The sequence below is a fragment of the Pseudomonas flavescens genome, assembly GCF_013408425.1.
Taxonomy (GTDB): domain Bacteria; phylum Pseudomonadota; class Gammaproteobacteria; order Pseudomonadales; family Pseudomonadaceae; genus Aquipseudomonas; species Aquipseudomonas fulva_A.
On sequence record NZ_JACBYV010000001.1, the window covers coordinates 4,523,998 to 4,549,431 of the forward strand.

Below are 25,434 nucleotides of genomic sequence, written 5' to 3' on the forward strand. Positions count from 1 at the left end.
CGGCCTTCGTTAGCGTGCAGGTGAGCTTACGGCAGCGCGTAGGCGATCACGTAGTCACCGCGGTCCGGCGACTGACGGGCGCCACCGGCCGTTACCACGATGAACTGCTTGCCGGTCTTCGGCGACACGTAGGTCATCGGCGTGCCCTGGCTGCCTACCGGCAGGCGCTGTTTCCAGACTTCCTTGCCAGTGCCGCTATCGAACGCGCGCAGGTAGTAGTCCTGCGTACCGGCGAAGAACACCAGGCCAGACTGCGTGGCCAGGGAACCGCCCAGGGTCGGCATGCCCACCGGCATCGGCAGGCGCATCTTGATGCCCAGCGGACCGGTGTCTTCCACGGTACCGACCGGTACCTGCCAGGCGATCTGCTGGGTCTTCATGTCGATGGCGGTCAGCGTGCCGAACGGCGGCGCCTGGCAGGGAATGCCAGCCAGCGACAGGAAGCGGTTCTTGTTGACCGCATAAGGCGTGCCCTTGAGCGGCACCGCGCCCATACCGGTATTGACGGCTTCGCCACCGGACGAGGCCGGACCGCGATTCTGCGCCGGAATCATCTGCACCCACAGGCCAAGACGCATGTCGTTGACGAAGATGTAGTCATTGACCGGGTCGGTGGACAGGCCACCCCAGTTCATCCCACCCAGTGAGCCGGGAAAGCTCAGCGACACGTCGGTGCCCGGTGCGGTGTACAACCCCTCGTAGCGCATCTGCTTGAAGGCGATGCGGCAGAGCATCTGGTCGAACGGTGTGGCGCCCCACATATCCGACTCGGTCAGGGTCTGCGCGCCGATCTGCGGCATGCCCACCGACAGGGGTTGTTTGAGCGCGTATTGCTCCCCTTTGATGTCTGCCGCCTTGACCGCCACTTCCGCCACTTCGGTCAGCGGCTGACCGGTAGCACGATCGAGCACGAATATCTGCCCGGCCTTGGTACCGATCACCACCGCAGGCACCTTGCTGCCATCAGCCTTGGGGAAATCGATCAGGCTGGGCTGCATCGGCAGGTCGAAATCCCAGAGATCGTTGTGCACGGTCTGGTAGACCCACTTTTCCGCACCGGTGGTGGCGTCCAGGGCGAGGATCGAGGCGCCGTACTTGTGGTTCAGCTCGGTACGCTCGGCACCGTACAGGTCGGTGGACGGGCTGCCCATGGGCAGGAATACGGTGTTCATGGCCGGATCGTAGGACATCGGCGCCCAGGAGTTCGGCGTGCTGCGCACGTAGGTCTGGCCGTCGGCCGGGGCCTGACGCTCCTCAGGATTGCCCGGATCGAACGCCCAGCGCATGGCGCCAGTGACCACATCGAAGCCACGAATCACACCGCCAGGCATGTCGGTCTGCACGTTGTCGGCCACACGCCCGCCCACCACGACGGTGGTACCGGCCAGCAGTGGCGGCGAGGTGAGCTGGTAGTGGGGATCCGGCGCAGCACCCAGACCGGCCTTGAGGTCGACCTGGCCATTCTCGCCGAAGCCTTCGCAGAGCGCGCCGGTGTCGGCGTCTACGGCGATCAGGCGGGCGTCGATGGTGTTGGTCAGCAGACGACGACGGCAATTGGCGCCTTCGGCGATAGCCACGGTCGGCACCGCGACGGCACCCGCAGCATCAGGCTGCTGCAGCGGTGCATCGGCGTCGAAGTAGGCCAGGCCACGGCAACGCTGCCAGACCGAAGCCTGAGCGTTGATGTCGTTACGCCACAGCTCGCTGCCGGTATCGGCGTCGAGGGCGATGATGTTGTTGTGTGGGGTGCAGATGAACACCTTGTCACCCACCTGCAGCGGAGTGAGCTGATCCTCGGCGCCATTACCATTGCTCTCCGCCACGTCACCGGTGTGATACGTCCAGGCGACCTGCAGGTCCTTCACGTTGGCACGGGTGATCTGATCCAGGGCGGCGAAACGGCTACCGCCAGCGGTGTTGCCGTAGTGTTCCCAGTTCTTCTGGGCCTGGGTCGGGTCGACCGGCTTCACGGCCGGGCCATCGCCGTTCGCCGCGACGGTGGGGTGAGCCAGGAAGGTACCGCTGAAGCTGGCGATCAGCGCCACCGCCAGTACGGCTGCCAACCCGTAGGCACCACGCCCGCCGCGTGCGCCTGCCGCTTTCTTCAGGGTCGGGTAGATCAGCGCGACGACCAGGCCCATCACGCCAAAGGTGAACAGGCGAGAGAACAATGGCCAGAACACCAGGCCGACATCGACCAGCGCCCAGATCACGGTACCGAGCAGCGCCAGGGCGAACAGCCAGGCGCCGGTGGGCTTGCGAGCGGCGATCAGCACACCACTGGCCAGCACGGCCAGGCCCATGCTCAGGAAGTACAAGCTGCCGCCGAGACTGGCCAGATAACCACCACCGCCCAGCAAGGCAAGGCCGACCAGGGCGATCAAGACGCCGACGATCAGCAATAGTGCACGCGTGCCGCGCTGGGCACCTTTACCCTCATTCATCGTTTTATCCTGTTTTGTCACGAACACAGAAACACAGCATCGACGCCACCACCCCTGAGGATAGTCGCCAATACTGTTTGTAATAATTGGTATGCGTACCAGTGTGCACCGAAACGGGACGCGTCGCACCCGAAAATTAACCAAACGGTACATTTTCCTGCGTCAATCCGACGCGGTAGGCTCAGCGCCACCTGATCAGCCGCCACCCGCCATGCAAACTCTGCTGCCCACCGCCCTACATCAAGATTTGCCTGCGCTGATCACCAGCCTGCGGCAGATCGAGCCGCTGCTCGACGCCCTGCCCGAGGTGGTGTTTTTCATCAAGGACAGCCAAGCCCGCTACGCGCTGGTGAACCAGACGCTGACGCAGCGGCTGGGCTTCAAGAGCAAGGCCAGGCTGCTCGGGATGACCGCCGAACAGGTGTTCCCGGCCAGCTTCGGCCCCTCCTACACGGCGCAGGATCGCCGGGTACTCAAGGACGGCAGCCAACTCGCCGACCAGTTGGAGCTGCATCTCTATTACGGCAATCAGCCCGTCTGGTGCCTTACCCACAAACTGGCACTGCGTAACCACGCGGGCGAGATCATCGGCGTGGCGGGTATTTCCCGGGATGTGCAACTGCCGCAATCGAGCCACCCGGCCTACCCGAAACTGGCGGCGGTGGACGCCCATATCCGCGAGCATTTCGCCCGGCCGATCAGCCTGGCCGAGCTCACCGGCCTGGCAGGCCTGTCGGTGGCGCAGCTGGAGCGCCACTGCAAGCGCATCTTCCAGCTCACTCCGCGGCAGATGATCCACAAGGCACGCCTCGGTGAGGCCAGCCGCCTGCTGCTGCAGGACCTGCCGATCACCGAGATCGCCCTGCGCTGCGGTTACACCGATCACAGCGCCTTCAGCCGCCAGTTCAGGTCGCTGACCGGGCTGACACCCAGCCAGTTCCGGGACTCGCACAGGGACTGATACCGGCGCTGTTCCGAAACGGGGCGCTCGACGCTACACATCGCTCCCTTATGTAACACCCCGCCTGCACTGAACGCCGCACCCTCCCCTCTATTTTCCGCCAATCCCTCGGCCCGTGGGCCGCTCAGCGACGAGCCAAAGAACAGGCACAGCCATTGCATATCAAATATCGTATACGAAATTTCCTATAACCAGCGTCTGCACAGTTTCGAGGCCCCTATGAAGAACCCCGCTTTTGCCGTAGCCCTCAGCGCAGTACTCAGCACCACACTGATCGGCACCGCACACGCCGACAAGCTCGACTCGATCATCGAATCCGGCAAGCTGCGCTGCGCGGTGACCCTGGATTTCCCACCCATGGGCTCGCGTGACGACAAGAACCAGCCGGTCGGCTTCGACGTCGACTACTGCAATGACCTGGCGAAAGTGCTCGGCGTCGATGCCGAAGTGGTGGAGACACCGTTCCCGGATCGCATCCCGGCGCTGGTTTCCGGCCGCGCCGACGTGATCGTAGCCTCCACCTCCGACACCCTGGAGCGTGCCAAGACCGTTGGCCTGACCGTGCCCTACTTCGCCTTCCAGATGGTCGTGCTGACCCGCGACGACACCGGCATCAACAGCTATGCCGACCTCAAGGGCAAGCCTGTGGGTAACACCAGCGGCACCTACGAAGCCATCGCTCTCGAGAAGGACGTGAAGGCGTGGGGCGACGGTACATTCCGCGCCTACCAGTCGCAGAACGACACCATCCTCGCCGTCGCCCAGGGCCATATCGCTGCCACCGTAGTGACCAACACCGTGGCCGCCGCCACCCTCAAGTCCGGCAAGTACAAGGGCCTGAAAGTGGTCGGCGATGCGCCCTACGTCGTCGACTACGTGTCCCTGGCGGCCAAGCGTGACGAGTACGGCCTGATCAACTACCTCAACCTGTTCGTCAACCAGCAGGTGCGCAGCGGCCGTTACGACGAGCTGTGGAAGAAGTGGGTCGGCGACGAAATCAAGCCGGCCAACCTGACCGTGCCGGGCGTGTACTACTGATCAACGGCCATTCCTAGGGTGGGTCGAGGCGCAGCGCCTGACCCGCGCGGCCCGCCCCACCCGACCAGCAACACCCACGATTTCATGCTCGCGCGCCCCATGGCGCCGGGCTTTTCATTCACGCCTGGAGCCATCGATGCCAACAGTCGCTGACCATCCCTCGCCCCACATGCCAGCCTGCGCCATTCAGGGCCGCAGCCTGGTCGCCGGGTGCGCCGAGGGTGAGTTGCTGTTCGCCGAGATGGGCCTGAGTTTCTGGGGCGGCGTCGACCCGTTCACGGGCGAGGTGATCGACCGTCACCACCCGCTCAGTGGCGAGAACCTGGCGGGCCGCGTACTGGCGATTCCCAGTGGTCGCGGCTCCTGCACCGGCAGCAGCGTGATGATGGAGCTGCTCAGTGGCGAGCATGCCCCTACCGCGCTGGTGCTGGCCGAGGCCGACGAGATCCTTACCCTGGGTGTGCTGGTGGCCGAACTGCTGTTCCAGCGCTCCATCGCCGTGCTGTGCATCGGCCATGAAGCCTTCACCCGCTTGCGCGGCCAGGCTTACGCCCGACTCGATGGAGAACGGCTGCACCTTTATCCACAACCCCCTGCCGATGCGCGGCCGACAGGTGTGGCTTCGATACATCAGCAGCCGCTGTTCGCCAGCGCCCTGCAATTGAGCGAAAGCGACCGTGCCCTGCTAGATGGCAGCCATGGCAAGGCGGCACAGGTGGCCATGCAGTTGGTGCTGCGCATGGCCGAACTGCAGGGCGCCAGCGAATTGCTGGATGTCACCCAGGCGCATATCGACGGTTGCATCTATACCGGCCCGGCCAGCCTGCGCTTCGCCGAGCAACTGGTGGCCTGGGAGGCCAAGGTAAGGGTTCCCACCACCCTCAATTCAATCTCCGTGGACCAGCGTCGCTGGCGTGCACTGGGCATCGACGCCGCATTCGGCGAACCAGCCAGTGCACTCGGTGACGCCTACATGGCCATGGGCGCCCAGCTCAGTTTCACCTGTGCGCCCTACCTGCTGGACAGCGCACCCGCCAGAGGCGAGCAGATCGTCTGGGCGGAATCCAATGCGGTGGTCTACGCCAACAGCGTGCTTGGGGCACGCACCCTCAAATATCCCGATTACCTGGATATCTGCATCGCCCTCACCGGCCGTGCGCCCAGGGTCGGCTGTCACCTCGACGAGCACCGCATGGCCAGCCTGCAGATACAACTGCCAGAGCTCGCCGAGCTGGACGATGCCTTCTACCCGCTGCTCGGCTACCACGTCGGCCTGCTCTGCGGCAGCGGCATTCCGCTGGTACGCGGCCTGGAACAGGCTCAGCCGAGCCTGGACGATCTCAAGGCCTTTGGCGCCGCCTTCGCCACCAGCTCGGCAGCACCACTGTTCCATATCGCCGGGGTGACGCCGGAAGCCAGGCACCCGGAGAACGTTATCCACAGCGCCGAATCGACGCCCACCGAGCCGGTCACCCTCGCCGATCTACGGCGCAGCTGGGACGAACTCAACAGCGCTGATGAAGCCGAGGTAGGCCTGATCGCGCTCGGTAATCCGCACTTCTCGCTCAGCGAATTCGCCCACCTCGCGCACCTGTGCGCGGGCCGCAGCAAGAGTGCTCAGGTAAGCCTGGTGATCACCTGCGGTCGAGCGATTCTTGAGCAGGCCCGCGCGGCCGGCTACCTGAGCGTGCTGGAAGCATTCGGTGCGACGCTGGTGACCGACACCTGCTGGTGCATGCTCGGCGAGCCGGTGGTGCCGACCCGTTGCCGCACCCTGATGACCAACTCGGGCAAATACGCCCATTACGCGCCCGGGCTGGTCGGCCGTTCGGTGCACTTCGCCAGCTTGGCCGAGTGCGTCGACGCCGCCTGTTCGGGCCAGGCCAGCGGCCGTCTGCCGCGCTGGCTGCAACCGGCTTCCCCTGTGGAGAACCCCACGCATGTTTGATTACACCTTCCATTGGCGCCAGGCATTCAAGGCTCTGCCCGACATGCTCGCCGGCGCCTGGGTGACCTTCGAAACGGCCGCCCTGTCGATGATCTTCGGCGTGTTCATCGCCCTCGCCCTGACGGTGATGCGTGAGCTGAAGAACCCCGTGGCCCGCGGCTTCGCCAATGGCTGGGTATCCATCGCGCGCAACACGCCGTCGCTGTTCCAGATCTACATCCTGTACTTCGGCCTGGGCTCGATGGGCTGGCACGTCAGCTCCTGGGTCGCCCTGCTGGCCGGCATCACCTTCAACAACGCCGGCTACCTGGCGGAAAACTTCCGTGGTGGCCTCAAGGCGGTACCCGACACTCAGGTGCGTGCTGCCCGCTCGCTGGGCATGAGCGCCTTTCAGGCCTATCGGATGATCGTCGTGCCGCAGCTGCTGCGCATCGTCTTCTACCCACTGACCAACCAGATGGTCTGGGCCGTGCTGATGACCTCGCTGGGGGTGATCGTCGGCCTCAACAACGACCTTACCGGCGTCACCCAGGACTACAACGTCAAGACCTTCCGCACCTTCGAGTTCTTCGCCATCGCGGCGGTGCTGTATTACCTGATCGCCAAGGCGATCGTAGCGGTTGCCCGGCTGCTGGCCTGGCGCCTGTTCCGTTACTGAGGAAGCACGCACATGTTCGATACCAGCTTCACCTGGAACGATTTCCTCTACCTGCTCGACGGTGCCTGGGTCACCCTGCAGCTGACCTTCTGGGCCATCCTGCTGGGCTCCTTCGCCGGCCTGCTGTTCGGTCTGTTGCGTGCCCTGCTGCCCCGCGCCACCCTGCCGCTGGCCTGGGTACTCGACGTGTTTCGCAGCGTGCCACTGCTCATCCAGTTCGTGCTGTTCAACTCGTTCAAGAGCATCGCCGGCATCGATATCAGTGCCTTCGCGGTGGGCTGCATCGTGCTGGGCATCTACGCCGCCGCCTACTTCACCGAGATCGTGCGGGCCGGTGTGCTGTCGGTGCCGTTCACCCTGCGCCGCGCCAGCCGCTCGCTGGGCATGAGCTATGTGCAGGACCTGCGCTACATCGTCCTGCCGATGGCCACGCGGGTGGCCTTCCCCGGCTGGCTGAACCTGGTGCTCAGCGTGATGAAGGACACCGCGCTGGTCATGTGGATCGGCATCGTCGAGCTGCTGCGCGCTTCGCAAACCATCGTTACACGCATTCAGGAGCCGCTGCTGGTGCTGTGCATCGCCGGCCTCATCTACTACGTCATGAGCCTGGTGGTCGCCCAACTGGGCGCCCGTCTGGAAAGAAGGTGGCAGGAAAATGATTGAGATCGACAACGTATACAAATCCTTCGGCGACCTCGAAGTGATCAAGGGCGTCAGCCTGACCGTGAACAAGGGTGAAGTGGTATCGATCATCGGCGGCTCCGGCTCCGGCAAATCGACCCTGCTGATGTGCATCAACGGCCTGGAGTCGATCAAGAGCGGCAGCATCCGCGTCGACGGCACCGAAGTGCACGCCCCGGGCACCGACATCAACAAGCTGCGGCAGAAGATCGGCATCGTGTTCCAGCAGTGGAACGCCTTCCCGCACCTCACGGTGCTGGAAAACGTCATGCTGGCGCCGCGCAAGGTACTCGGCCTGAGCAAGCAGGAAGCCGAGGCCATCGCCGTGCAGCAACTGACCCACGTGGGCCTGGGCGAGAAGCTCAAGGTGTTCCCCGGCAAACTGTCCGGCGGCCAGCAGCAGCGCATGGCGATCGCCCGCGCCCTGGCCATGAGCCCCGACTACATGCTGTTCGACGAGGCCACCAGCGCCCTCGACCCGCAGCTGGTCGGTGAAGTGCTCGACACCATGCGCATGCTCGCCGAAGACGGCATGACCATGGTGCTGGTGACCCACGAGATTCGCTTCGCCCGAGACGTGTCCGACCGTGTGGCGTTCTTCCGCAACGGCCTGGTGCACGAGATCGGCGCGCCCGAGCAGGTGCTCGGCAACCCGCAACGACCGGAAACCGCCGACTTCCTCAAGTCGGTTCACTAAAGAGGACTGCCCCGTGCGCTCCAGCAAAGTCATTCATGTGGTCAGCTGCCATGCCGAAGGTGAGGTCGGCGACGTCATCGTCGGCGGCGTCGCGCCACCACCTGGCGATACCCTGTGGCAGCAGTCGCGCTGGATCGAACAGGACGACTTCCTGCGTAACTTCGTGCTCAACGAACCGCGCGGTGGCGTGTTCCGTCACGTCAACCTGCTGGTGCCGGCGAAGAACCCCAAGGCGCAGATGGGCTGGATCATCATGGAGCCGGCCGATGTGCCGCCGATGTCCGGCTCCAACTCGCTGTGCGTGGCCACCGTGCTGCTCGACAGCGGCATCCTGCCGATGACCGAGCCGCAGACCTTCTTGACCCTGGAAGCGCCAGGCGGCCTGGTGGAAGTGATCGCCGACTGTCGCGACGGCAAGGCCGAGCGGGTCGAAGTGAAGAACGTACCCTCGTTCGCCGACAAGCTCGACGCCTGGATCGAGGTCGAAGGCCTGGGTTCGCTGCAGGTCGATACCGCCTACGGCGGCGACAGCTTCGTCATCGCCGATGCGCGCCACCTGGGGTTTGCCATCCAGGCCGATGAAGCAGCCGATCTGGTCGCCGTGGGCCTGCGCATCACCAAGGCCGCCAACGAGCAGCTCGGCTTCCAGCATCCGCTGAACCCGGACTGGAGCCATATCTCCTTCTGCCAGATCGCCGCTCCGGTGGTTCACGAGAACGGCATCGCCACGGGCGCCAATGCGGTGGTCATCCGCCCCGGCAAGATCGACCGCTCACCCTGCGGCACCGGGTGCTCGGCACGCATGGCGGTGCTGCATGCCAAAGGTCAGCTGGCGGTGGGCGAACGCTTCATCGGTCGCTCGATCATCGGTTCCGAATTTCACTGCCGCATCGACTCGCTGACCGACGTGGCCGGCCGTGCGGCGATCTACCCCTGCCTATCCGGCCGGGCGTGGATCACCGGCACTCACCAGCACCTGCTCGACCCGAGCGATCCCTGGCCAACGGGCTATCGCCTGTCGGATACCTGGCCGGTGGAGCTGAAGCTGTAAGGACCCGTTCATGAGAACCTGTTCATGATTTTTTCAGCCCAGGCTCGTCGATTTTGGCAGCTCAGTGGCGAAAGCGTCCATCGGCGCAGTATCTGTGGGAGCGGGCCATGCCCGCGAAAAATCACGGGCATGGCCCGTTCCCACAATGGACCAGCGAAGGACGCTTCTGCCTTGTAGCTGCCGCTTCAGGTAAACAAAGATCGTGAACAGGCTCCAAGACCTGTTGAAAACTTGAAACTGCCGGTTCGCCGGCGCAACGAACCGGGCGCCATGCCCAACAACGGAAAACGGACGGCCTGCTACGGCCATCTGCTTTCGTATACGAAATACTTTTACCCTGCCCAGGAGGCAACACCATGAGCAGCAACATCTTCACCGGCACCATTCCCGCCCTGATGACCCCCTGCACCGCCGACCGCAAGCCGGACTTCGACGCCCTGGTGCGCAAGGGCAAGCAGCTGATCGAGACCGGCATGAGCGCGGTGGTCTACTGCGGTTCCATGGGCGACTGGCCGTTGCTCACCGAAGCCCAGCGCCAGGAAGGGGTGGCACGCCTGGTCGCTGCCGGCATCCCGACCATCGTCGGCACCGGTGCGGTGAACAGCCGCGAGGCGGTTTCCCACGCCGCCCACGCCGCCAAGGTTGGCGCCCACGGCCTGATGGTCATCCCGCGCGTGTTGTCCCGTGGCGCTTCACCGGCCGCTCAGGAAGCGCACTTCGCCGCCATTCTCGAAGCCGCGCCAGAGCTTCCGGCGGTGATCTACAACAGCCCGTACTACGGCTTCGCGACCCGCGCCGAGCTGTTCTTCAAGCTGCGTCGCAGGTACGCCAACCTGATCGGCTTCAAGGAATTCGGCGGCGCCGCCGACATGCGCTACGCCGCCGAGCACATCACCTCGCAGGATGAGGACGTGATTCTCATGGCCGGCGTCGACACCCAGGTGGTGCACGGCTTCGTCAATTGCGGCGCGACTGGCGCCATCACCGGTATCGGCAACGCCCTGCCGCGCGAAGTGCTGCAACTGGTCGAGCTGAGCAAGAAGGCCGCCAAGGGCGACGCCGTTGCCCGCCGCCTTGCCCTGGAGCTGTCCGAGGCGCTGAACGTGCTGTCGTCCTTCGACGAAGGCACCGACCTGGTTCTCTACTACAAGCACCTGATGGTACTGGGCGGCGACCAGGAATACGCCCTGCACTTCTACGAAACCGATGCCCTCAGCGACGCCCAGCGTAACTATGCGGAGACGCAGTACAGGCTGTTCCGCCAGTGGTACGCCAACTGGTCGGCCGAAAACAACGCCGCCTGATCGCTGCAAGTCGGCCGGGTGCCTCCAGCGCATCCGGCCGAGCGGGCTCGTGTCCATCGACCGCTTGCCGATTTCGCCGAACAGATTCGTTTGCCTGCCGGCAGCCGCTATCCCGTTCGCGCGTCTTTACCGTTCACCGGTCAGGCCCTGACACTGCCGAGTTTGACGCCCTGCCAACGCCTGCGCCTCCGATCGCGATACCGGAATTGAGCGACTCGGTGCAGTGCACAGACATGGCAGACTTGCGCAACTTATCAGACATCGTACAATCAAAGCCTTTCCGTACGTGTTCATACGTCACCAACAGGAGCTAACAATGCCCGCTACCATCGGCCACAACATCATCGGCGGCGCGTACAGCGCAGCCGGCTCCGTAGTCCACAAGAGTCACGACGCCACCACTGGCGAAGCCCTTTCCTACGACTTCATCCAGGCCACTCCTGAAGAAGTCGATGCCGCTGCCAAAGCCGCCGCTGCCGCCTACCCCGCTTACCGCAGCCTGTCCGCGGCCAAGCGCGCCGATTTCCTCGACGCCATCGCCGACGAGCTGGATGCCCTGGGTGACGACTTCGTTGCCACCGTTACCCGCGAAACCGCCCTGCCGACCGCCCGGATCCAGGGCGAGCGTGGCCGTACCAGCGGCCAGATGCGCCTGTTCGCCAAAGTGCTGCGTCGCGGCGATTTCTACGGCGCGCGTATCGACCGCGCCCTGCCGGATCGCCAGCCGCTACCGCGCCCGGATCTGCGCCAGTACCGCATCGGCCTCGGCCCGGTTGCCGTGTTCGGCGCCAGCAACTTCCCGCTGGCCTTCTCCACCGCTGGCGGTGACACCGCTTCCGCGCTGGCCGCTGGCTGCCCGGTGGTATTCAAGGCCCACAGCGGCCACATGGCTACCGCTGCATTCGTGGGCGAAGCCATCCTGCGCGCTGCCGAGAAAACCGGCGCGCCGAAGGGCGTGTTCAACATGATCTACGGCAGCGGCGTCGGTGAGACTCTGGTCAAGCACCCGGCCATCCAGGCCGTTGGCTTCACCGGTTCGCTGAAAGGCGGTCGCGCCCTGTGCGACATGGCTGCAGCGCGCCCGCAACCGATCCCGGTGTTCGCCGAGATGAGCAGCATCAACCCGGTCATCCTGCTGCCGGAAGCCATCAAGGCCCGTGGCGAGAAGATCGCTGGCGAGCTGGCAGGTTCGGTGGTCATGGGCTGCGGTCAGTTCTGCACCAACCCTGGCCTGGTGATCGGTGTTCGTTCGCCTGAGTTCAGCGCCTTCCTGGAAAGCTTCACCGCCAAGATGGCCGAGCAGCAGCCGCAGACCATGCTCAACGCCGGCACCCTGAAGAGCTACGTGAAAGGCCTGGAAGCGCTCAACGCACATTCCGGCATCACGCACCTGACCGGTGCCAAGCAGGAAGGCAACCAGGCTCGCCCGCAACTGTTCAAGGCCGACGTCAGCCTGCTGCTGAACGGCGACGAGCTGCTGCAGGAAGAAGTCTTCGGTCCGACCACCATCGTCGTCGAAGTGGCTGACAAAGCCGAGCTGCTGGCGGCCATCAATGGCCTGCATGGTCAGCTGACCGCCACCCTGCTCACCGAGCCGGGCGATCTGGCCGGTAGCGAAGAGCTGTTCGCGCTGCTCGAGCAGAAAGTCGGCCGCGTGCTGTTCAACGGCTACCCGACTGGCGTGGAAGTCTGCGACTCCATGGTCCACGGCGGCCCGTACCCGGCGACTTCCGACGCCCGTGGTACGTCGGTCGGCACCCTGGCCATCGATCGCTTCCTGCGCCCGGTTTGCTACCAGAACTGCCCGGATGCGCTGCTGCCCGACGCCCTGAAGAACACCAACCCGCTGGGCATCGCCCGTCTGGTCGATGGCGCCAGCAGCCGCGACGCGCTGTAAGAAACGGCTCGGCGCTCCGGCGCCGGCCCGCTCTGCGCCGTAAAGAGAAAGCCGACCTCAGGGTCGGCTTTTTTGTGGATGGTGGATTGGCGTTGTACCCGTGTGCCGCCGCGCTCGAACCGGGCTATGGCAGAGGGCATTTGCGCGGATCTACTGTGGGAGCGGGCATGGCCCGCTCCCACGAACGTGCGATGCGCACCGATCAACTCGTAGGGTGGATAACGCGAAGCTTATCCACCAGCGATCGCGCCGTGCGCGCAGTCAACTGCCAGCCTCGAGGCGCTTGCGCGAAAACCCTGTCGCTCACGACTACCCCCAGGTCGCACTCGAATCCCGCCACGGCGGGCGAGCCACGTAAGTTATCCACAGATGGACGCAAAGGCCCGGGCCAGGCGCGTTCGCATGTTGGAGCAACTGCGCGGAGGCAGCCATGAGCGTGACCACTTATCCACAACAGGCGACGCACGTCGATCTTGGCATTCTGCGCAAGGTGATCGCCGCCTCGGCCATCGGCAACTTCGTCGAATGGTTCGACTTCGCCGTCTACGGCTTCCTGGCCGTCACCATCGCCGCGCTGTTCTTCCCTCAGGGTGATCCGGCCCTGGCGTTGCTGCAGACCTTCGCGGTATTCGCCGTGTCGTTCGCACTGCGCCCGCTGGGCGGCATCGTGTTCGGCATCCTGGGAGACCGCATCGGCCGCAAGCGCGTGCTGTCGATCACCGTGCTGCTGATGGCCGGCGCCACCACCCTGATCGGCCTACTGCCCACCTATGCCAGCATCGGCCTGGTCGCGCCGCTGCTGCTGGCCCTGGCGCGCTGCCTGCAGGGCTTCTCTGCGGGCGGCGAGTACGCGGGCGCCTGCGCCTTCGTCATGGAGCACGCGCCAACCGAACAGAAGGCCCGTTATGGCAGCTTCGTACCCGTCTCCACCTTCGCGGCCTTCGCCTGTGCGGCGGGCCTGGTGTTCGGCCTGGGCCTGTGGCTGGACGAAACGCAGATGCAGGCCTGGGGCTGGCGCGTACCCTTCCTGATCGCCGCACCGCTGGGCCTGGTGGGTTTGTACATGCGCCTGCGCCTGGATGAATCGCCCGCATTCCAGGCCCTGGCCGCGCAAGCGCACCCGGAGCACTCGCCACTGCGCGAAACCTTGCGTGAGCACGGCGCCACCGTGCTGTGCCTGTCAGCCTTCATCTCCGCCACGGCGCTGTCGTTCTACATGTTCACCACCTACCTGACCACCTACATGCAGGTGGTCGGCGGCGCGGCGAGGCCCACGGCACTGCTCGCCAGCCTCATGGCACTGCTGTTCGCCACCTTGCTGTGCCCCTTCGTGGGCCGCTATTCGGATCGCGTGGGCCGCCGCCGAACCATCCTCACCGCTGGCGTGGCATTGATCGTCGCGGTCTATCCGGCCTTCACCCTGGCTGCCTCGGGCAGCCTGCTGGCCTCGGCCCTCGGCGCCATGCTGCTGGCCGTCGGCGCGGTGATCTGCGGGGTGGTAACCGCCGTGCTGCTCTCCGAACAATTCCCCACCCGCGTGCGTTACACCGCCTCGGCCTTCACCTACAACCTGGCCTACACGGTGTTCGGCGGCACCGCACCACTGGTCGCCACCTGGCTGATCGAGGTGACCGGCAACCGCATGTCGCCGGCCTTCTACCTGATCGCCATCGCCCTGCTGGCTCTGGTAGGCGGCCTGTCGCTACCGGAGTCGTCGAAGCGTTCGCTGGAAGACCCGATGTCGTAAGGCAGCGTTATGATGGGCGCCCTCCTCGTTCCAATGGGTGCCCCCATGCGACTCGATCCCGTACATGAACCCGACGGCCGCCTGCTCGGCCAATGCTTCCGGCTGCACCAGCCGGCCTCGCTGGAAGAGCTACTGAGCGCCTATGACGATGTGCCCGACGGACATCGCCATCTGTTCACCCTGGATGACCTGGGTCAAGCGCTCTACACCGCGATGCATGCGAGCAACCGCCATGATCTGGACAGCGGCGACTGGCTGCAGGAGGCGGGGATCGCCGCGAGCTGGCTGGAAGATGGCTATCCACGGGACGACCTGTCGCTGCAGCAGCGACTGCACATCCGTCGCCAGGGGTTTGAACGCACGATGCAGGAAACCTCCTTCGACGACCTGTTCGCCAAGGATCTGCGTGTGGATGAAGACAGCCTCGCCGACCTGGTGGCTGCCAATACCGACCTGGTCTCGGTGCTTGATGATGAATGCTATCTGCTGCGGATTCCCGTACAGCGCGCCTGCGAGGCCATCTACGGCTTCGCCAATGGCTACTTTTCCAGCGACCTGTCGCCTCAGGAGAATTTCCGCCTGGCCGAGCATCTGGAAAACCACTACGGCTATGCCCTGTTCGGCATCGGCGCCAGCCTCATCGCCTTTCGTCGCTCACGGGCCCTGGATCAGGCGCAGACCGCCAGCCTGCTCGATCTGCTGAGCCGCCTGTATGCCCGCGAGGACAATGGGGCGCAGGTTCGGGCACTGTTCGCGGACAGTATCGAGAACCGCGAGCTGCTGGTGCTGCGCTACACCGAATGACCGGGTGAAATCAGATCGGCAGCAGATCCGTCTCGACGCCAGCGCTCGACTCATCGCGGTTGCCCGATTGCATGGCCAACAGACGCGCCAGCGTCGTATCGATTTCGATGAAGTCGGGTCGGGCACTGACCTGCGGTTGCTGGCAACGCATCACCAGCTCTTCCAGCAGCGCCGCGTAGAGCGCGGGCACTTCGCTTCGGGTGAGCAACTCTTCGAGCAGAATGCCAAAGGCGCGCACCTCGATGCGCTGCACGGCTGCGTGTTGCCAGGGGGCCGCCGGGGGCTGGAACGACGCGGCACCGAAGTCACCGAGCAGCACCTCGCCAGCGTCATCGAGCAGGATGTTGTGGCCGTAGAGGTCGCCGTGGGAAATGCCCTGCGCATGCAGGTGACGCAACGCCGAGGCGATGCCGCAGACCACTCGCAACGCCTGAGCGAAGGGCGCCCGCCAGGCTGACGGATAGGTGTCACGGCTGCAGCTCTCCAGGCTCGGCGGCCCGGCCAGGGTGCTGAACCGCGGATCGACGAGGCCCAGTAGCAGCCCCTGCTCGCCTTCGGGTGCCGCAGCGAGACGCCCGAGTACGTCGATCAGATTCGGGTGGCGCCCGGCGGCGAGGCAGGCGCGCATTTCGCTGTCCGGGGTACCGTCGCTGGTCATCTGGCCCTTGAACAGTTTGAGCGCCACAGCCTCGCACGCGCCATCCGGCCGCTGCCAGCGGGCATGGTGAATGATGCCGGACGCGCCCTGACCCAGCACCTCACCCACCTGCAACTCCTGCCACGGCACCTCGGGTGCCAGGGACTCGAATGCCGCACTGCTGTCGAAAGGATTACCGGCGTAGGCCAGCCAGGCCAGGCGGGGCAGATCCAGCAGCGCATCCGGCAAGCCGGGTAGTCGATTGGCGGCGATGCGCAGCAACTCCAGCTTCTCCAGGCGCGCCAGGCTGGCGGGCAATGCACTCAGGCGATTGCCGGCGAGCATCAGTTTCTGCAGTTCGACGCAGTCGCCGAGGGCTTCAGGCAGACTCTCCAGGCAGTTGTCGGTCAGGATCAGCCAGCGCAGGTGCGGAGGTAGGGCCTTCTCGGACAACTCACGAATACGGTTGGACTTGAAACCCACCATGCGCAACGACAGGCAGCGACCCACCGACTCCGGCACATGCTCGAAGCGATTGTTGGAGCAGAACAACACCTGCAGACGATGCAGCCGGTGCAGGTCGTGGGGCAAATCGCTCAGCAGGTTGCCGCTCAGGTTGAGCACTTCGAGGCTGTCGGCCAGCGTGTAGATTTCCTCGGGAAACCGCTCCAGCGCGGCGCACAGGTCGAGACGGGTGATGCCATGGAGCTGGCCGGCACGCAATTGATCGAGGGTATGCATGCTGGCGCAGGCTCGGGCAGGAAGGAGCCTGCCATTCTAAGCGATCATGGCCCTTGGCCACCCAGTGCCCAGAAGAAAAATTTCCCGTTTGCCGAACAGTTGTCCAAAGGCATGCATCGCGACAGGTCAGCGGCGGGGTCAGCGCCGTATCACGGGCCTAGGGCCTGTTAACACTACCGCACGACCGCGCCGGAGCCCGTTTTGCCGCGAGGCAAGGCACGAGCCGCGAAGTTTAGCGGGCTAAATGAGCCGGCGAGAAACGCCGTATCGCGGCAAAACGGGCCCGGCCCTGTGGGTTGCGCGAAAAATCTCGCCATGCGTTGTTGGAGGACTTGGCAAGGGAACAACCATTCCCTGCGTCCTCCGCCTAGCCTGGCGAGATTTTGCGCAGCAACGCGGCTTGCGCGGTAGCGTTAACAGGCCCTAACGAGTCGATGTGCCGGTACTCGGCGCCCAGCTCATCTGCCAGTTGCGCAGCGCGGCCCAGACGGATCGGCGCGCATTCGATATCCACCAGTGTCGCCGGACAGGGGCTGGGCGGCAGGGCTGGCCATTCCCGCAAGCGCCCGTCGGTGACCACCAGCAGGCGTTGCTCCTCACCCGGCTTGAGACGCTGACGCCGCTGCAGCCAGCCATGGGCGTCCTGCAATGCCGGGATCAACGGGCTGCCGCCACCGGCCCCGAGCTCCACCAGCCATTGTTGCAGAGCGCCGCACGCCTTCTGGCCCTGCCAGTGCCATTGCGGTCGTGTTCCCTGGGCGTCCAGCACGGCGATCCGCGCACGCTCGCGGTAGGCCCGCTCGAAGACTTCGGCGAGCAACCCCTTAGCCTTGCCCAGCGCACCGTGACGCCGGGTCGAGGCCGAAGCATCGACGACAATCAGCCATAGCTGTGTCGGTGCGCTGCTTCGGGACCAATGCTGCAAATCCGCACGACGCTTCGGCTTGCCTTGCAACAAGGTGGCAAGCCAGTCGATGGCGCCGCTGGCACCACGCTGCCTGGCACCACGGCGGCCCTGTGCCTGTTTGCCGGGGGCCGGCTTCGCATCCATCCCCGCTCTGGCACGCGGGGGGATGCCTAGGGCTTTTTTGCCCAGCGCGGCGGTTCACGGCGCTCGCCGGCGGTCTGCGCTTGCGGCGGCAACTCGCCCCACTGACCGTCGCCCGCTGCGGGCTGCTCGCTCGGCGCCTGGGCGGGAGGGCTGGCCGGCGGCTGAGCCTGCTGCCGGGGGGGCGTGTGCCGACGGCGATGGCGCAGCACGAAGTCCTCGACCGCATCGATATCCACAGGCTCGATACCCGTCGCGCCACGCCAGGCCGCATGGGCACGGGCCGCGCGCAACCAGACCAGATCGGCACGCAAGCCATCGACACCGGCCTCGAAACAGCGCTCGGTGATCGCCTCCAATGCCTGATCGTCGAGCGCGATGCGCGCTACCTGAGCACGGGCCTGTTCACACCGCTCGGCCAGTGCCGCCTGCTGCTCGGCCCACTGCGCGATGAACGCCTGGGGGTCGGCATCGAAAGCCAGGCGGCGGCGGACGATGTCGGCCCGCGCCCCCGGTTGCGGCTGGCCATCCAGCGCCAGGTTGAGGCCGAAGCGGTCGAGCAGTTGCGGGCGCAGCTCGCCCTCTTCGGCGTTCATGGTGCCGATCAGGATGAAGCGCGCACTGTGGCGATGAGAGATACCGTCACGCTCGACATGATTGACGCCACTGGCTGCCGCATCGAGCAGCAGATCGACCAGATGATCGGGCAGCAGATTGACTTCATCCACATACAGCACCCCACCATCGGCCTTGCTCAGCAGGCCGGGCGAGAACTGCGCGCGGCTTTCGCCAAGGGCAGCGTCCAGATCGAGCGTACCGACAATGCGCTCCTCGCTGGCACCCAGCGGCAGGGTAACGAACACGCCGCTCTCCAGCAGCTCGGCCAGGCCGCGGGCCAGGGTCGATTTGGCCATGCCCCGCGGGCCTTCGATCAGCACCCCGCCGATTGCCGGATCGACCGCCACCAGGCACAGCGCCAACTTCAGCGAGTCGGCACCGACCACGGCGGCAAGGGGGAAGTGGGCGTTATCGGTCATGGCGCAATCCGGCTGAGCAAAGCCGCCATTGTAGCAGCGGGCGGTCGAATCCCACCCCGCTGTTCTGCTATGGTCGGCGGTTTCGCGATGCTGTCGCGTGCGATTTATCCAGGGAGACTCAGATGCGCCTGTGCATTTTCTGCGGTTCCAATGCGGGCACCAATCCCGTCTATATCGAGGCGGCTACCCGCCTCGGCCAAACGCTGGCCAAAGCCGGCATCGGCCTGGTGTATGGCGGCGCGTCCGTCGGTCTGATGGGCGCCGTGGCCGACGCGGCGCTGGAGGCCGGTGGCGAGGTGATCGGCGTGATTCCGCGTTCGCTGTGGGAAAAGGAAGTGGCCCACACCGGCCTCGATGACCTGCGAATCGTCGACTCCATGCATCAGCGCAAAGCGCTGATGGCCGAATTGTCCGATGGTTTCATCGCCCTGCCGGGCGGCGTCGGCACCCTCGAAGAACTGTTCGAGGTATGGACCTGGGCACAACTGGGCCACCACCGCAAACCCTGCGCACTGCTCAACATCAATGGCTACTACGACCGCCTCAGCGCCTTCCTCGACCACATGGTCGACGAAGCCTTCGTCAAGGCGCCGCACCGCGAGATGCTGATCGTCGAACAGGACATCGACGCACTGCTGAAGGCGATCAACGGCTATGAAGCGCCGCAGGTGGGCAAATGGATCGGCCGGCAGGAAACCTGATGAACGAGCAACCACGCCTGGGTTGTGGGGCGGCCATCGTGCAGGACGGGCGCCTGCTGCTGGTGCGCCGCCTGCGTGAGCCGGAGGCCGGCTGCTGGGGGTTGCCCGGCGGCAAGGTGGACTGGCTGGAGCCGGTCGAGCAGGCGGTACGCCGCGAGATCGAGGAAGAACTCGCCATCCGCCTGACGTCACTGAGGCTGCTCTGCGTGGTCGATCAGATCGATGCGCAGCGCGGCGAACACTGGCTGGCGCCGGTCTATCTGGCCGATACCTTCGAGGGTGACGTACGCAACGTAGAGCCCGACAAACACGACGACATCGGCTGGTTCGCACTGGACAGTCTGCCCGAGCCGCTGACCGTGGCGACCCGCCGTGCATTGCCCGCGCTCAGCGAACGGCGCTTGCAATCGACCACCGCGATGAATTAACGTCGAGCCCATTCAACGGAGCCGCACATGTCCACTTCCCCGATTCTGAACGCCACCCGCCTCGATGCAGCCTGCATCGTGATCGCGCGTGCCCAGGCATCCGTGGTCGCAGCGGCCTCGTATTTTTATGGGTATTGGTTTAGCCACAGGCGCGCCTGATACCCCACAGGCGCCCTAGCAACTCAGGGTCGCCACCAGACAGTTTCTCGAAACCCCCGGTCGGCCTCCCGACCGGGGGTTTTGTTTTTTCCGGCACATCGATTGTTCACAGAGGATTTCACCATGACCGCCTACACCACCTACCAAAACGATTACCGCTACAGCTGGCGATTTACCGGCGCTCACGCCGCTCAACCACTCAATCGAACATCCCATCGAGCCAGATAGTGCGCCGCGCGCGGTAACGTCCGCGCCGGCCGAGGAAACCACCATGTCCGTAGCCGTCAATTCCCGCTCCACCGCCAAACCCGCCGATCTGCATCTGGTCGACACCAAGACCCGCCGCCAGACCTCGCCGTTGCCCAGCGCCACCCAGTTGCGCGAAGAGCTGCCACTCTGCGCTGCGCTCGCGCGCCAGGTGCAGCAACAGCGCCACTCGATCCGCGCCATCCTCGATGGTCACGACCCACGTCTGCTGGTAGTGGTCGGCCCCTGCTCCCTGCACGACGACGCCGCCGTACTCGAATACGCCGAGCGCTTGGCCGCCCTCAGCCAACGAGTGGGTGATCGTCTGCTACTGGTGATGCGCGCCTACGTCGAAAAACCGCGCACCACGGTGGGCTGGAAGGGGCTGGTCTACGACCCGGCGCTGGATGGCAGCGGCGACATGGCCGAAGGCCTGCGCCGCTCGCGAAAATTGATGCTGCGCATGCTCGAGCTTGGCCTGCCACTGGCCAGCGAGATTCTGCAGCCGCTGGTGGCTGGGTACTTCGACGACCTGCTCGGCTGGGCGGCGATTGGCGCACGCACCAGTGAATCCCAGGTGCACCGCGAGCTGGTCAGCGGTCTGGAGATGCCGGTGGGCTTCAAGAACGGCACCGACGGCAGCCTCGGCATCGCCTGCGACGCCATGCGCTCGGCGGCCCATGCGCACCAGCACTTCGGCGTCGATGGCCACGGCCGGCCAGCGCTGGTGCAGACCCACGGCAACCCGGACACCCATCTGGTGCTGCGCGGCGGCCACGGCGCGCCGAACTACGACGCTGCCAGCATCGCCATTGCCCGCGCCGAGCTGGAGCGCCAGGGCATCGCGCCACGGATCATGGTCGACTGCAGCCACGCCAACAGCGGCAAGAACCCGCTGCGCCAGCCCGACGTGCTGCGCAGCGTGCTCGACCAGCGCCTGGCCGGCGACGGCGCCCTGCGTGCGGTGATGATCGAAAGCCACCTGCTCGATGGCGCTCAGAGCCTCGGTGGCGAGCTGCGCTACGGTGTATCGATCACCGACGGCTGCCTCGGCTGGACCGGCACCGAGCGCATGCTGATCGACGCCGCCGTGCGCATGCGTCATCTGGTCTAACGCCAGGCGCAGCGATACCCAGGACACTCTCCCGGGTGTCGCTGCACTCGACCCGAGCGAATGACGGCTCATCGATCAGGCCCTCTGAAACGCCCAGCCCTGCGTCGTCCACCCTTGCGATCGTGAAGCGGTGGACGGATCGGGCTGCGTAGGTGAAGCGTCGTCCACCCTACGCCTGAAGGCAGCTTCGAGGCGATAGCAGCCGTTCGTAGTCGGGGGCCAATTGGTGGGCTAAAGCCCACCCTACAGCCGCGCATCTAGCCGTAGGGTGGGCTTTAGCCCACCAAATCGAAGGTCCGCTTTCGCCACTTTTCAGCCAACGCGCCAAAAACCTCAGCGTTCTTCACTGTCGAGGAGCAGGTTTTCGAGGGCTTCGCGATAGTCGCCCGGCTCCTGCCACATGCCGCGCTGCTGGGCTTCGAGCAGACGTTCGATGATGTCCTGCAGGGCACCGGGGTTGTGCTGCTGGATGAAGTCGCGGGTGTCTCTGTCCATCAGGTAGGCGTCGGTGAGCAGGGCGTACTGATGGTCATCGACCAGCTCGCTGGTGGCGTCGAAGGCGAACAGGTAGTCGATGGTCGCGGCCAGCTCGAACGCACCTTTGTAGCCGTGGCGCTTCATGCCTTCGATCCACTTCGGGTTGGCCGCACGGGCGCGCACCACGCGGGCCAGCTCCTGCTTGAGGGTGCGGATGCGCGGCGTATCGGGCTGGCTGTTGTCGCCGTGGTAGCTGGCTACCTTGGCCCCCCGCAGGGTTTCCACCGCCGCCAGCATGCCGCCCTGAAACTGGTAATAGTCGTTGGAGTCGAGGATGTCGTGCTCGCGGTTGTCCTGGTTGTGCAGCACCGCCTGCAGATGCTCCAGGCGCTCGGCGAACTGGCCCCGTGCGGGCGTACCTTCGCTGCCTTTGCCGTAGGCGTAGCCGCCCCAGTTCAGGTACACCTCGGCAAGATCCGCGCGGCTCTCCCAGAGGCGCTCTTCGATGGCGTTCTGCACGCCAGCACCATAGGCGCCGGGCTTGGAGCCGAAGATCCGCCAGCCGGCCTGACGCCGTGCCTCGAGCTCGTCCAGCCCACCATCCTGCAGCGCCAGGGCTTCCTGCCAGACCCGCGCTGACAGCGGGTTCATGTCCGGCGACTCGTCCAGATCGGCGACCGCCTGCACGGCGTCATCGAACAGGCGGATCAGGTTGGCGAAGGCATCACGGAAGAAGCCGGAGACCCTCAGGGTCACGTCGACACGCGGACGCCCGAGCTGCTCGAGGGGCAGCACGTCGAAGCGCTCGACCCGCTGGCTACCCGCCTGCCATACCGGGCGCACGCCCATCAGGGCCATGGCCTGGGCGATATCATCGCCACCGGTACGCATGGTCGCGGTGCCCCACACCGACAGGCCGAGCTGGCGCAAGTGGTCGCCTTCGTCCTGCAGGTGACGTTCGAGCAGGCGGTCGGCTGCCTGCACACCGAGGCGCCAGGCCGTGGGCGTAGGCAGGTTGCGCACGTCCACGGAATAGAAATTACGCCCGGTGGGTAGCACGTCGAGGCGCCCACGACTCGGCGCGCCGCTGGGGCCGGAGGGCACGAAGCGGCCATCGAGGGCATCGAGCAGGCCATGCATCTCGGCATCGCCACAGGCGTCCAGCAGCGGCGCGATATGGCTGCGCAGGGTGTGCAGCACTGCGTCACTGCTCGGGCCAGCGGACCGCTCACCCTCGATCAGCCGTAACCCCAGCAGCTCCAGGCGCTCCCGGGTATCGCCCAGAGTGCGCCAGGGCTCATCGCTCAGATCAGCCAAAATTTTCGGGCGCGGGCCCGTCCACGGCGCGGCCATGTCGCAATCGAGGGGGTCGAAGTCCAGCGCCAGGTCATGGGCCAGGGCACGCAGCAGGCTGGCATTGCCGCCCTGGCCATCGCCGCGAGGGATGCGCAGCAGGGCCAGCAGGGTGTCGCGGCGCAGCGTGCCGGCCGGTGATTCGCCGAACACATGCAGGCCATCGCGAATCTGCGACTCCTTGAGGTCGCACAGGTAGGCGTCGAGCTGCGGCAACCAGCTGGCGGGGTCGTCATTGAGCTGCAAGCCCAGCTCACGATCGAGGCTGGCCTCGCGGACCTTCTGCAGAATCTCGCCGCGCAGCTCACCGGCGCGGCGCAGATCGAGCTGGCTGGCGTCGTAGTACTCATCGGCCAGACGCTCCAGATCGCGCAGCGGACCGTAACTCTCGGCGCGCGTCAACGGCGGCATCAGGTGGTCGATGATCACCGCCTGTGTGCGGCGCTTGGCCTGGGCACCTTCGCCAGGATCGTTGACGATGAAGGGGTAGATGTTCGGCAGGGCACCGAGGATCGCCGTCGGCCAGCAGCTTTCGGACAGGCCGACGCTCTTGCCCGGCAGCCACTCCAGGTTGCCGTGCTTGCCGACATGGATCACCGCCTGGGCGGCGAACACCTGGCGCATCCAGCAATAGAAGGCCAGGTAGCCATGCGGTGGCACAAGATCGGGGTCGTGATAAACCGCCGCCGCATCCACCTGATAACCCCGCGCCGGCTGGATGCCGACGAAGGTCAGGCCGAAGCGCAGGCCGGCGATCATCAGCCGACCCTCGCGGAACATCGGGTCGTTTTCCGGTGCGCCCCAGCGCTCCAGCACCGCCTGGCGATTGGCCTCGGGCAAGGCTGCGAAGAACGTCTGGTAGGCGTCCAGGGCCAGGCTTTGCGCACAGGGCCGCAGGTCGAGGTTGTCGAGATCGTTGGTCACGCCACCGAGCAACTGATGGATCAGCGCGGTGCCGCTGTCCGGCAAGGACTCTACCGGGTACCCCCGCTGCTGCAAGGCCTGGAGGATATTCAGGGCCGCCGCCGGGGTATCCAGGCCGACGCCGTTGCCGATGCGCCCGTCGCGGGTTGGGTAGTTGGCCAGCACCAGGGCGACACGCTTGTGCGCAGCCGGCGTGCGCTGCAACTCGCACCAGCGCCGCGCCAGTTCGGCGACGAAATCCATGCCAGGCAAGTGCGCGCGGTAGCAGACCACATCGCTCTGGCTGCGATCGCTGCGCCAGGCCAGGCCCTTGAAACTGATCGGCCGGGTGATCAGTCGGCCGTCCAGCTCCGGCAGCGCGATATGCATGGCCAGGTCACGGGGGCCAAGGCCCTGAGCGTTACCTTGCCACTGCTCTTCGCTGTCCAGCGCGCAAAGCGCCTGCAGCACCGGCACATCACGGCGGAACGGCCGCGCCTGGGGCGATTCCGGGTTGGATTGTGCGAAACCGGTGGTGTTGAGGATCACGCTCACGCCAGCTTCGTCCAGCCAATCCTCGACCTGCGCCAGGCAGGCAGCCTCCTTGAGGCTGGCCACGGCGATGGGCAATGGATTGAGGCCCTGGGCCTGCAGCCGCTGGCAGAAGGTGTCGACGAAGGCGGTGTTGGCGGCCTGCACATGGGTGCGGTAGAACAGCAGCGCGGCAACGGGCGCATCCGGCTGCCAGCTGGCACGCCAATCCTGCAGCGACGCATTGCCCAGGTGCGGGTGATACAGGCCGACCCGCGGTAGCGCTCGAGGAGGCTGGCTGCCGTAATGCCCGCCAAGATAGCGATCAGCGATGCAATGGAAAAACTGCCGCGCGTTATCCACACCACCCTGACGCAGGTATTGCCAGAGCCGCTCGGCGTCTTCGCCGGCGACATTGCCCAAGCCGGTCAATTCCGGATCGGGGCTGTCGTCGCCAGGCACGAGAATCAGCGTCTTGCCCTGCCCCGCCAGCTCCACCAGCCGCTGGATGCCATAGCGCCAGTAACTGACACCGCCGTGCACGGAAATCAGAATGACCTTGGCATGCTGCAGGACCTTCTCGACGTAGAAGTCCACCGAGGCGTTGTTACTCAGCTGCGCCGGGCTGGCCAGGCGCAGGCTGGGGTAATCCTCGGGCAGATGACGGGCGACCTCGGCCAGCAGCGACAGGTGCGAATCACCGGTGCACAGCACCACCAGCTCGGCGGGGGTCTGGCCGAGGTCGGCGATGCTGTCGGCCGGCAGCGACTGGCCGGGCTGGGTGCGCAGGAGGTGCATATTCTCGCCTAAGGCATCGCCCGCAAGCGGG

Annotated in this window: 20 protein-coding genes; 15 read left to right on the forward strand and 5 right to left on the reverse strand. The window is 65.5% G+C overall.

Going from position 1 to position 25,434, the window contains the following annotated elements:
* Nucleotides 1–26: 26 nt before the first annotated feature.
* Nucleotides 27–2,444 (reverse strand): glucose/quinate/shikimate family membrane-bound PQQ-dependent dehydrogenase, encoded by a 2,418-nt coding sequence (locus FHR27_RS20310; RefSeq protein ID WP_042555890.1) that lies wholly within the window; start codon nt 2,442–2,444, stop codon nt 27–29.
* Nucleotides 2,445–2,655: 211 nt separating this feature from the next.
* Between FHR27_RS20310 and FHR27_RS20315 the strand changes: the two genes are divergently transcribed.
* The 11 genes from FHR27_RS20315 (at nt 2,656) to FHR27_RS20365 (ending at nt 15,230) form a co-directional block, all read left to right on the forward strand.
* Nucleotides 2,656–3,405 (forward strand): AraC family transcriptional regulator, encoded by a 750-nt coding sequence (locus FHR27_RS20315; protein WP_042555889.1) that lies wholly within the window; start codon nt 2,656–2,658, stop codon nt 3,403–3,405.
* Nucleotides 3,406–3,624: 219 nt separating this feature from the next.
* On the forward strand, nt 3,625–4,443 hold the full coding sequence (locus FHR27_RS20320) for an ABC transporter substrate-binding protein (RefSeq protein ID WP_042555888.1): 819 nt from the start codon (nt 3,625–3,627) through the stop codon (nt 4,441–4,443).
* A gap of 136 nt (nt 4,444–4,579) precedes the next feature.
* Nucleotides 4,580–6,391: a cis-3-hydroxy-L-proline dehydratase gene (gene lhpI / locus FHR27_RS20325; RefSeq protein ID WP_257026959.1), complete on the forward strand. Its 1,812-nt coding sequence runs from the start codon at nt 4,580–4,582 to the stop codon at nt 6,389–6,391.
* Nucleotides 6,384–7,049, forward strand: coding sequence for an amino acid ABC transporter permease (locus FHR27_RS20330; RefSeq protein ID WP_042555886.1), 666 nt, complete (start codon nt 6,384–6,386; stop codon nt 7,047–7,049). Before lhpI ends, FHR27_RS20330 begins: the two co-directional genes overlap by 8 nt.
* Before the next feature lie 12 nt (nt 7,050–7,061).
* Complete coding sequence (locus tag FHR27_RS20335; protein WP_042555885.1) at nt 7,062–7,712, forward strand: amino acid ABC transporter permease; 651 nt, start codon at nt 7,062–7,064, stop codon at nt 7,710–7,712.
* Complete coding sequence (locus tag FHR27_RS20340) at nt 7,705–8,427, forward strand: amino acid ABC transporter ATP-binding protein (protein WP_042555884.1); 723 nt, start codon at nt 7,705–7,707, stop codon at nt 8,425–8,427. The genes FHR27_RS20335 and FHR27_RS20340 overlap by 8 nt, the downstream gene beginning before the upstream one ends.
* Before the next feature lie 13 nt (nt 8,428–8,440).
* The gene (locus FHR27_RS20345) at nt 8,441–9,478 is read left to right on the forward strand and encodes a trans-3-hydroxy-L-proline dehydratase (RefSeq protein ID WP_042555883.1); all 1,038 of its coding nucleotides are present in this window, start codon (nt 8,441–8,443) and stop codon (nt 9,476–9,478) included.
* A gap of 356 nt (nt 9,479–9,834) precedes the next feature.
* On the forward strand, nt 9,835–10,782 hold the full coding sequence (locus FHR27_RS20350) for a dihydrodipicolinate synthase family protein (protein WP_179539397.1): 948 nt from the start codon (nt 9,835–9,837) through the stop codon (nt 10,780–10,782).
* A gap of 316 nt (nt 10,783–11,098) precedes the next feature.
* Complete coding sequence (locus FHR27_RS20355; RefSeq protein WP_179539398.1) at nt 11,099–12,679, forward strand: aldehyde dehydrogenase (NADP(+)); 1,581 nt, start codon at nt 11,099–11,101, stop codon at nt 12,677–12,679.
* 430 nt (nt 12,680–13,109) lie between these two features.
* On the forward strand, nt 13,110–14,426 hold the full coding sequence (locus FHR27_RS20360) for an MFS transporter (protein ID WP_179539399.1): 1,317 nt from the start codon (nt 13,110–13,112) through the stop codon (nt 14,424–14,426).
* A gap of 45 nt (nt 14,427–14,471) precedes the next feature.
* Entirely contained in the window at nt 14,472–15,230 is a 759-nt protein-coding gene (locus FHR27_RS20365) for a hypothetical protein (RefSeq protein WP_156152775.1), read from the forward strand.
* A gap of 10 nt (nt 15,231–15,240) precedes the next feature.
* Here the strand turns inward: FHR27_RS20365 and FHR27_RS20370 are convergent, their stop codons facing one another.
* From FHR27_RS20370 to FHR27_RS20380, 3 genes are all read right to left on the reverse strand, one after another.
* Nucleotides 15,241–16,608 (reverse strand): leucine-rich repeat-containing protein kinase family protein, encoded by a 1,368-nt coding sequence (locus FHR27_RS20370; RefSeq protein ID WP_179539400.1) that lies wholly within the window; start codon nt 16,606–16,608, stop codon nt 15,241–15,243.
* Nucleotides 16,609–16,975: 367 nt separating this feature from the next.
* Nucleotides 16,976–17,659 (reverse strand): vWA domain-containing protein, encoded by a 684-nt coding sequence (locus FHR27_RS20375; protein ID WP_179539401.1) that lies wholly within the window; start codon nt 17,657–17,659, stop codon nt 16,976–16,978.
* A gap of 26 nt (nt 17,660–17,685) precedes the next feature.
* Nucleotides 17,686–18,693 carry an ATP-binding protein gene (locus FHR27_RS20380; RefSeq protein WP_179539402.1) on the reverse strand — a complete coding sequence of 336 codons (1,008 nt, stop codon included), beginning with the start codon at nt 18,691–18,693 and terminating at the stop codon, nt 17,686–17,688.
* A 122-nt stretch (nt 18,694–18,815) separates the two neighbouring features.
* On the opposite strand from FHR27_RS20380, the gene FHR27_RS20385 reads away from it, so the two are divergent.
* From FHR27_RS20385 to FHR27_RS20395, 4 genes are all read left to right on the forward strand, one after another.
* Nucleotides 18,816–19,394 (forward strand): LOG family protein, encoded by a 579-nt coding sequence (locus FHR27_RS20385; protein ID WP_179539403.1) that lies wholly within the window; start codon nt 18,816–18,818, stop codon nt 19,392–19,394.
* Nucleotides 19,394–19,822: an NUDIX hydrolase gene (locus tag FHR27_RS20390; RefSeq protein ID WP_179539404.1), complete on the forward strand. Its 429-nt coding sequence runs from the start codon at nt 19,394–19,396 to the stop codon at nt 19,820–19,822. The genes FHR27_RS20385 and FHR27_RS20390 overlap by 1 nt, the downstream gene beginning before the upstream one ends.
* 27 nt (nt 19,823–19,849) lie before the next feature.
* Complete coding sequence (locus tag FHR27_RS26995) at nt 19,850–19,981, forward strand: hypothetical protein (protein WP_013793507.1); 132 nt, start codon at nt 19,850–19,852, stop codon at nt 19,979–19,981.
* 271 nt (nt 19,982–20,252) lie between these two features.
* Entirely contained in the window at nt 20,253–21,341 is a 1,089-nt protein-coding gene (locus tag FHR27_RS20395; RefSeq protein ID WP_042555875.1) for a 3-deoxy-7-phosphoheptulonate synthase, read from the forward strand.
* A gap of 333 nt (nt 21,342–21,674) precedes the next feature.
* Here the strand turns inward: FHR27_RS20395 and cobN are convergent, their stop codons facing one another.
* Nucleotides 21,675–25,403 carry a cobaltochelatase subunit CobN gene (gene cobN / locus FHR27_RS20400; RefSeq protein WP_179539405.1) on the reverse strand — a complete coding sequence of 1,243 codons (3,729 nt, stop codon included), beginning with the start codon at nt 25,401–25,403 and terminating at the stop codon, nt 21,675–21,677.
* Nucleotides 25,404–25,434: the final 31 nt, after the last annotated feature.

Coding starts and splice junctions, on each gene's coding strand:
- FHR27_RS20310 (WP_042555890.1), bottom strand. CDS start 2,444: ATGAATGAGGGTAAAGGTGCCCAGCGCGGCACGCGTGCACTATTGCTG.
- FHR27_RS20315 (WP_042555889.1), top strand. CDS start 2,656: ATGCAAACTCTGCTGCCCACCGCCCTACATCAAGATTTGCCTGCGCTG.
- FHR27_RS20320 (WP_042555888.1), top strand. CDS start 3,625: ATGAAGAACCCCGCTTTTGCCGTAGCCCTCAGCGCAGTACTCAGCACC.
- lhpI (WP_257026959.1), top strand. CDS start 4,580: ATGCCAACAGTCGCTGACCATCCCTCGCCCCACATGCCAGCCTGCGCC.
- FHR27_RS20330 (WP_042555886.1), top strand. CDS start 6,384: ATGTTTGATTACACCTTCCATTGGCGCCAGGCATTCAAGGCTCTGCCC.
- FHR27_RS20335 (WP_042555885.1), top strand. CDS start 7,062: ATGTTCGATACCAGCTTCACCTGGAACGATTTCCTCTACCTGCTCGAC.
- FHR27_RS20340 (WP_042555884.1), top strand. CDS start 7,705: ATGATTGAGATCGACAACGTATACAAATCCTTCGGCGACCTCGAAGTG.
- FHR27_RS20350 (WP_179539397.1), top strand. CDS start 9,835: ATGAGCAGCAACATCTTCACCGGCACCATTCCCGCCCTGATGACCCCC.
- FHR27_RS20355 (WP_179539398.1), top strand. CDS start 11,099: ATGCCCGCTACCATCGGCCACAACATCATCGGCGGCGCGTACAGCGCA.
- FHR27_RS20360 (WP_179539399.1), top strand. CDS start 13,110: ATGAGCGTGACCACTTATCCACAACAGGCGACGCACGTCGATCTTGGC.
- FHR27_RS20365 (WP_156152775.1), top strand. CDS start 14,472: ATGCGACTCGATCCCGTACATGAACCCGACGGCCGCCTGCTCGGCCAA.
- FHR27_RS20370 (WP_179539400.1), bottom strand. CDS start 16,608: ATGCATACCCTCGATCAATTGCGTGCCGGCCAGCTCCATGGCATCACC.
- FHR27_RS20375 (WP_179539401.1), bottom strand. CDS start 17,659: ATGGATGCGAAGCCGGCCCCCGGCAAACAGGCACAGGGCCGCCGTGGT.
- FHR27_RS20380 (WP_179539402.1), bottom strand. CDS start 18,693: ATGACCGATAACGCCCACTTCCCCCTTGCCGCCGTGGTCGGTGCCGAC.
- FHR27_RS20385 (WP_179539403.1), top strand. CDS start 18,816: ATGCGCCTGTGCATTTTCTGCGGTTCCAATGCGGGCACCAATCCCGTC.
- FHR27_RS20390 (WP_179539404.1), top strand. CDS start 19,394: ATGAACGAGCAACCACGCCTGGGTTGTGGGGCGGCCATCGTGCAGGAC.
- FHR27_RS26995 (WP_013793507.1), top strand. CDS start 19,850: ATGTCCACTTCCCCGATTCTGAACGCCACCCGCCTCGATGCAGCCTGC.
- FHR27_RS20395 (WP_042555875.1), top strand. CDS start 20,253: ATGTCCGTAGCCGTCAATTCCCGCTCCACCGCCAAACCCGCCGATCTG.
- cobN (WP_179539405.1), bottom strand. CDS start 25,403: ATGCACCTCCTGCGCACCCAGCCCGGCCAGTCGCTGCCGGCCGACAGC.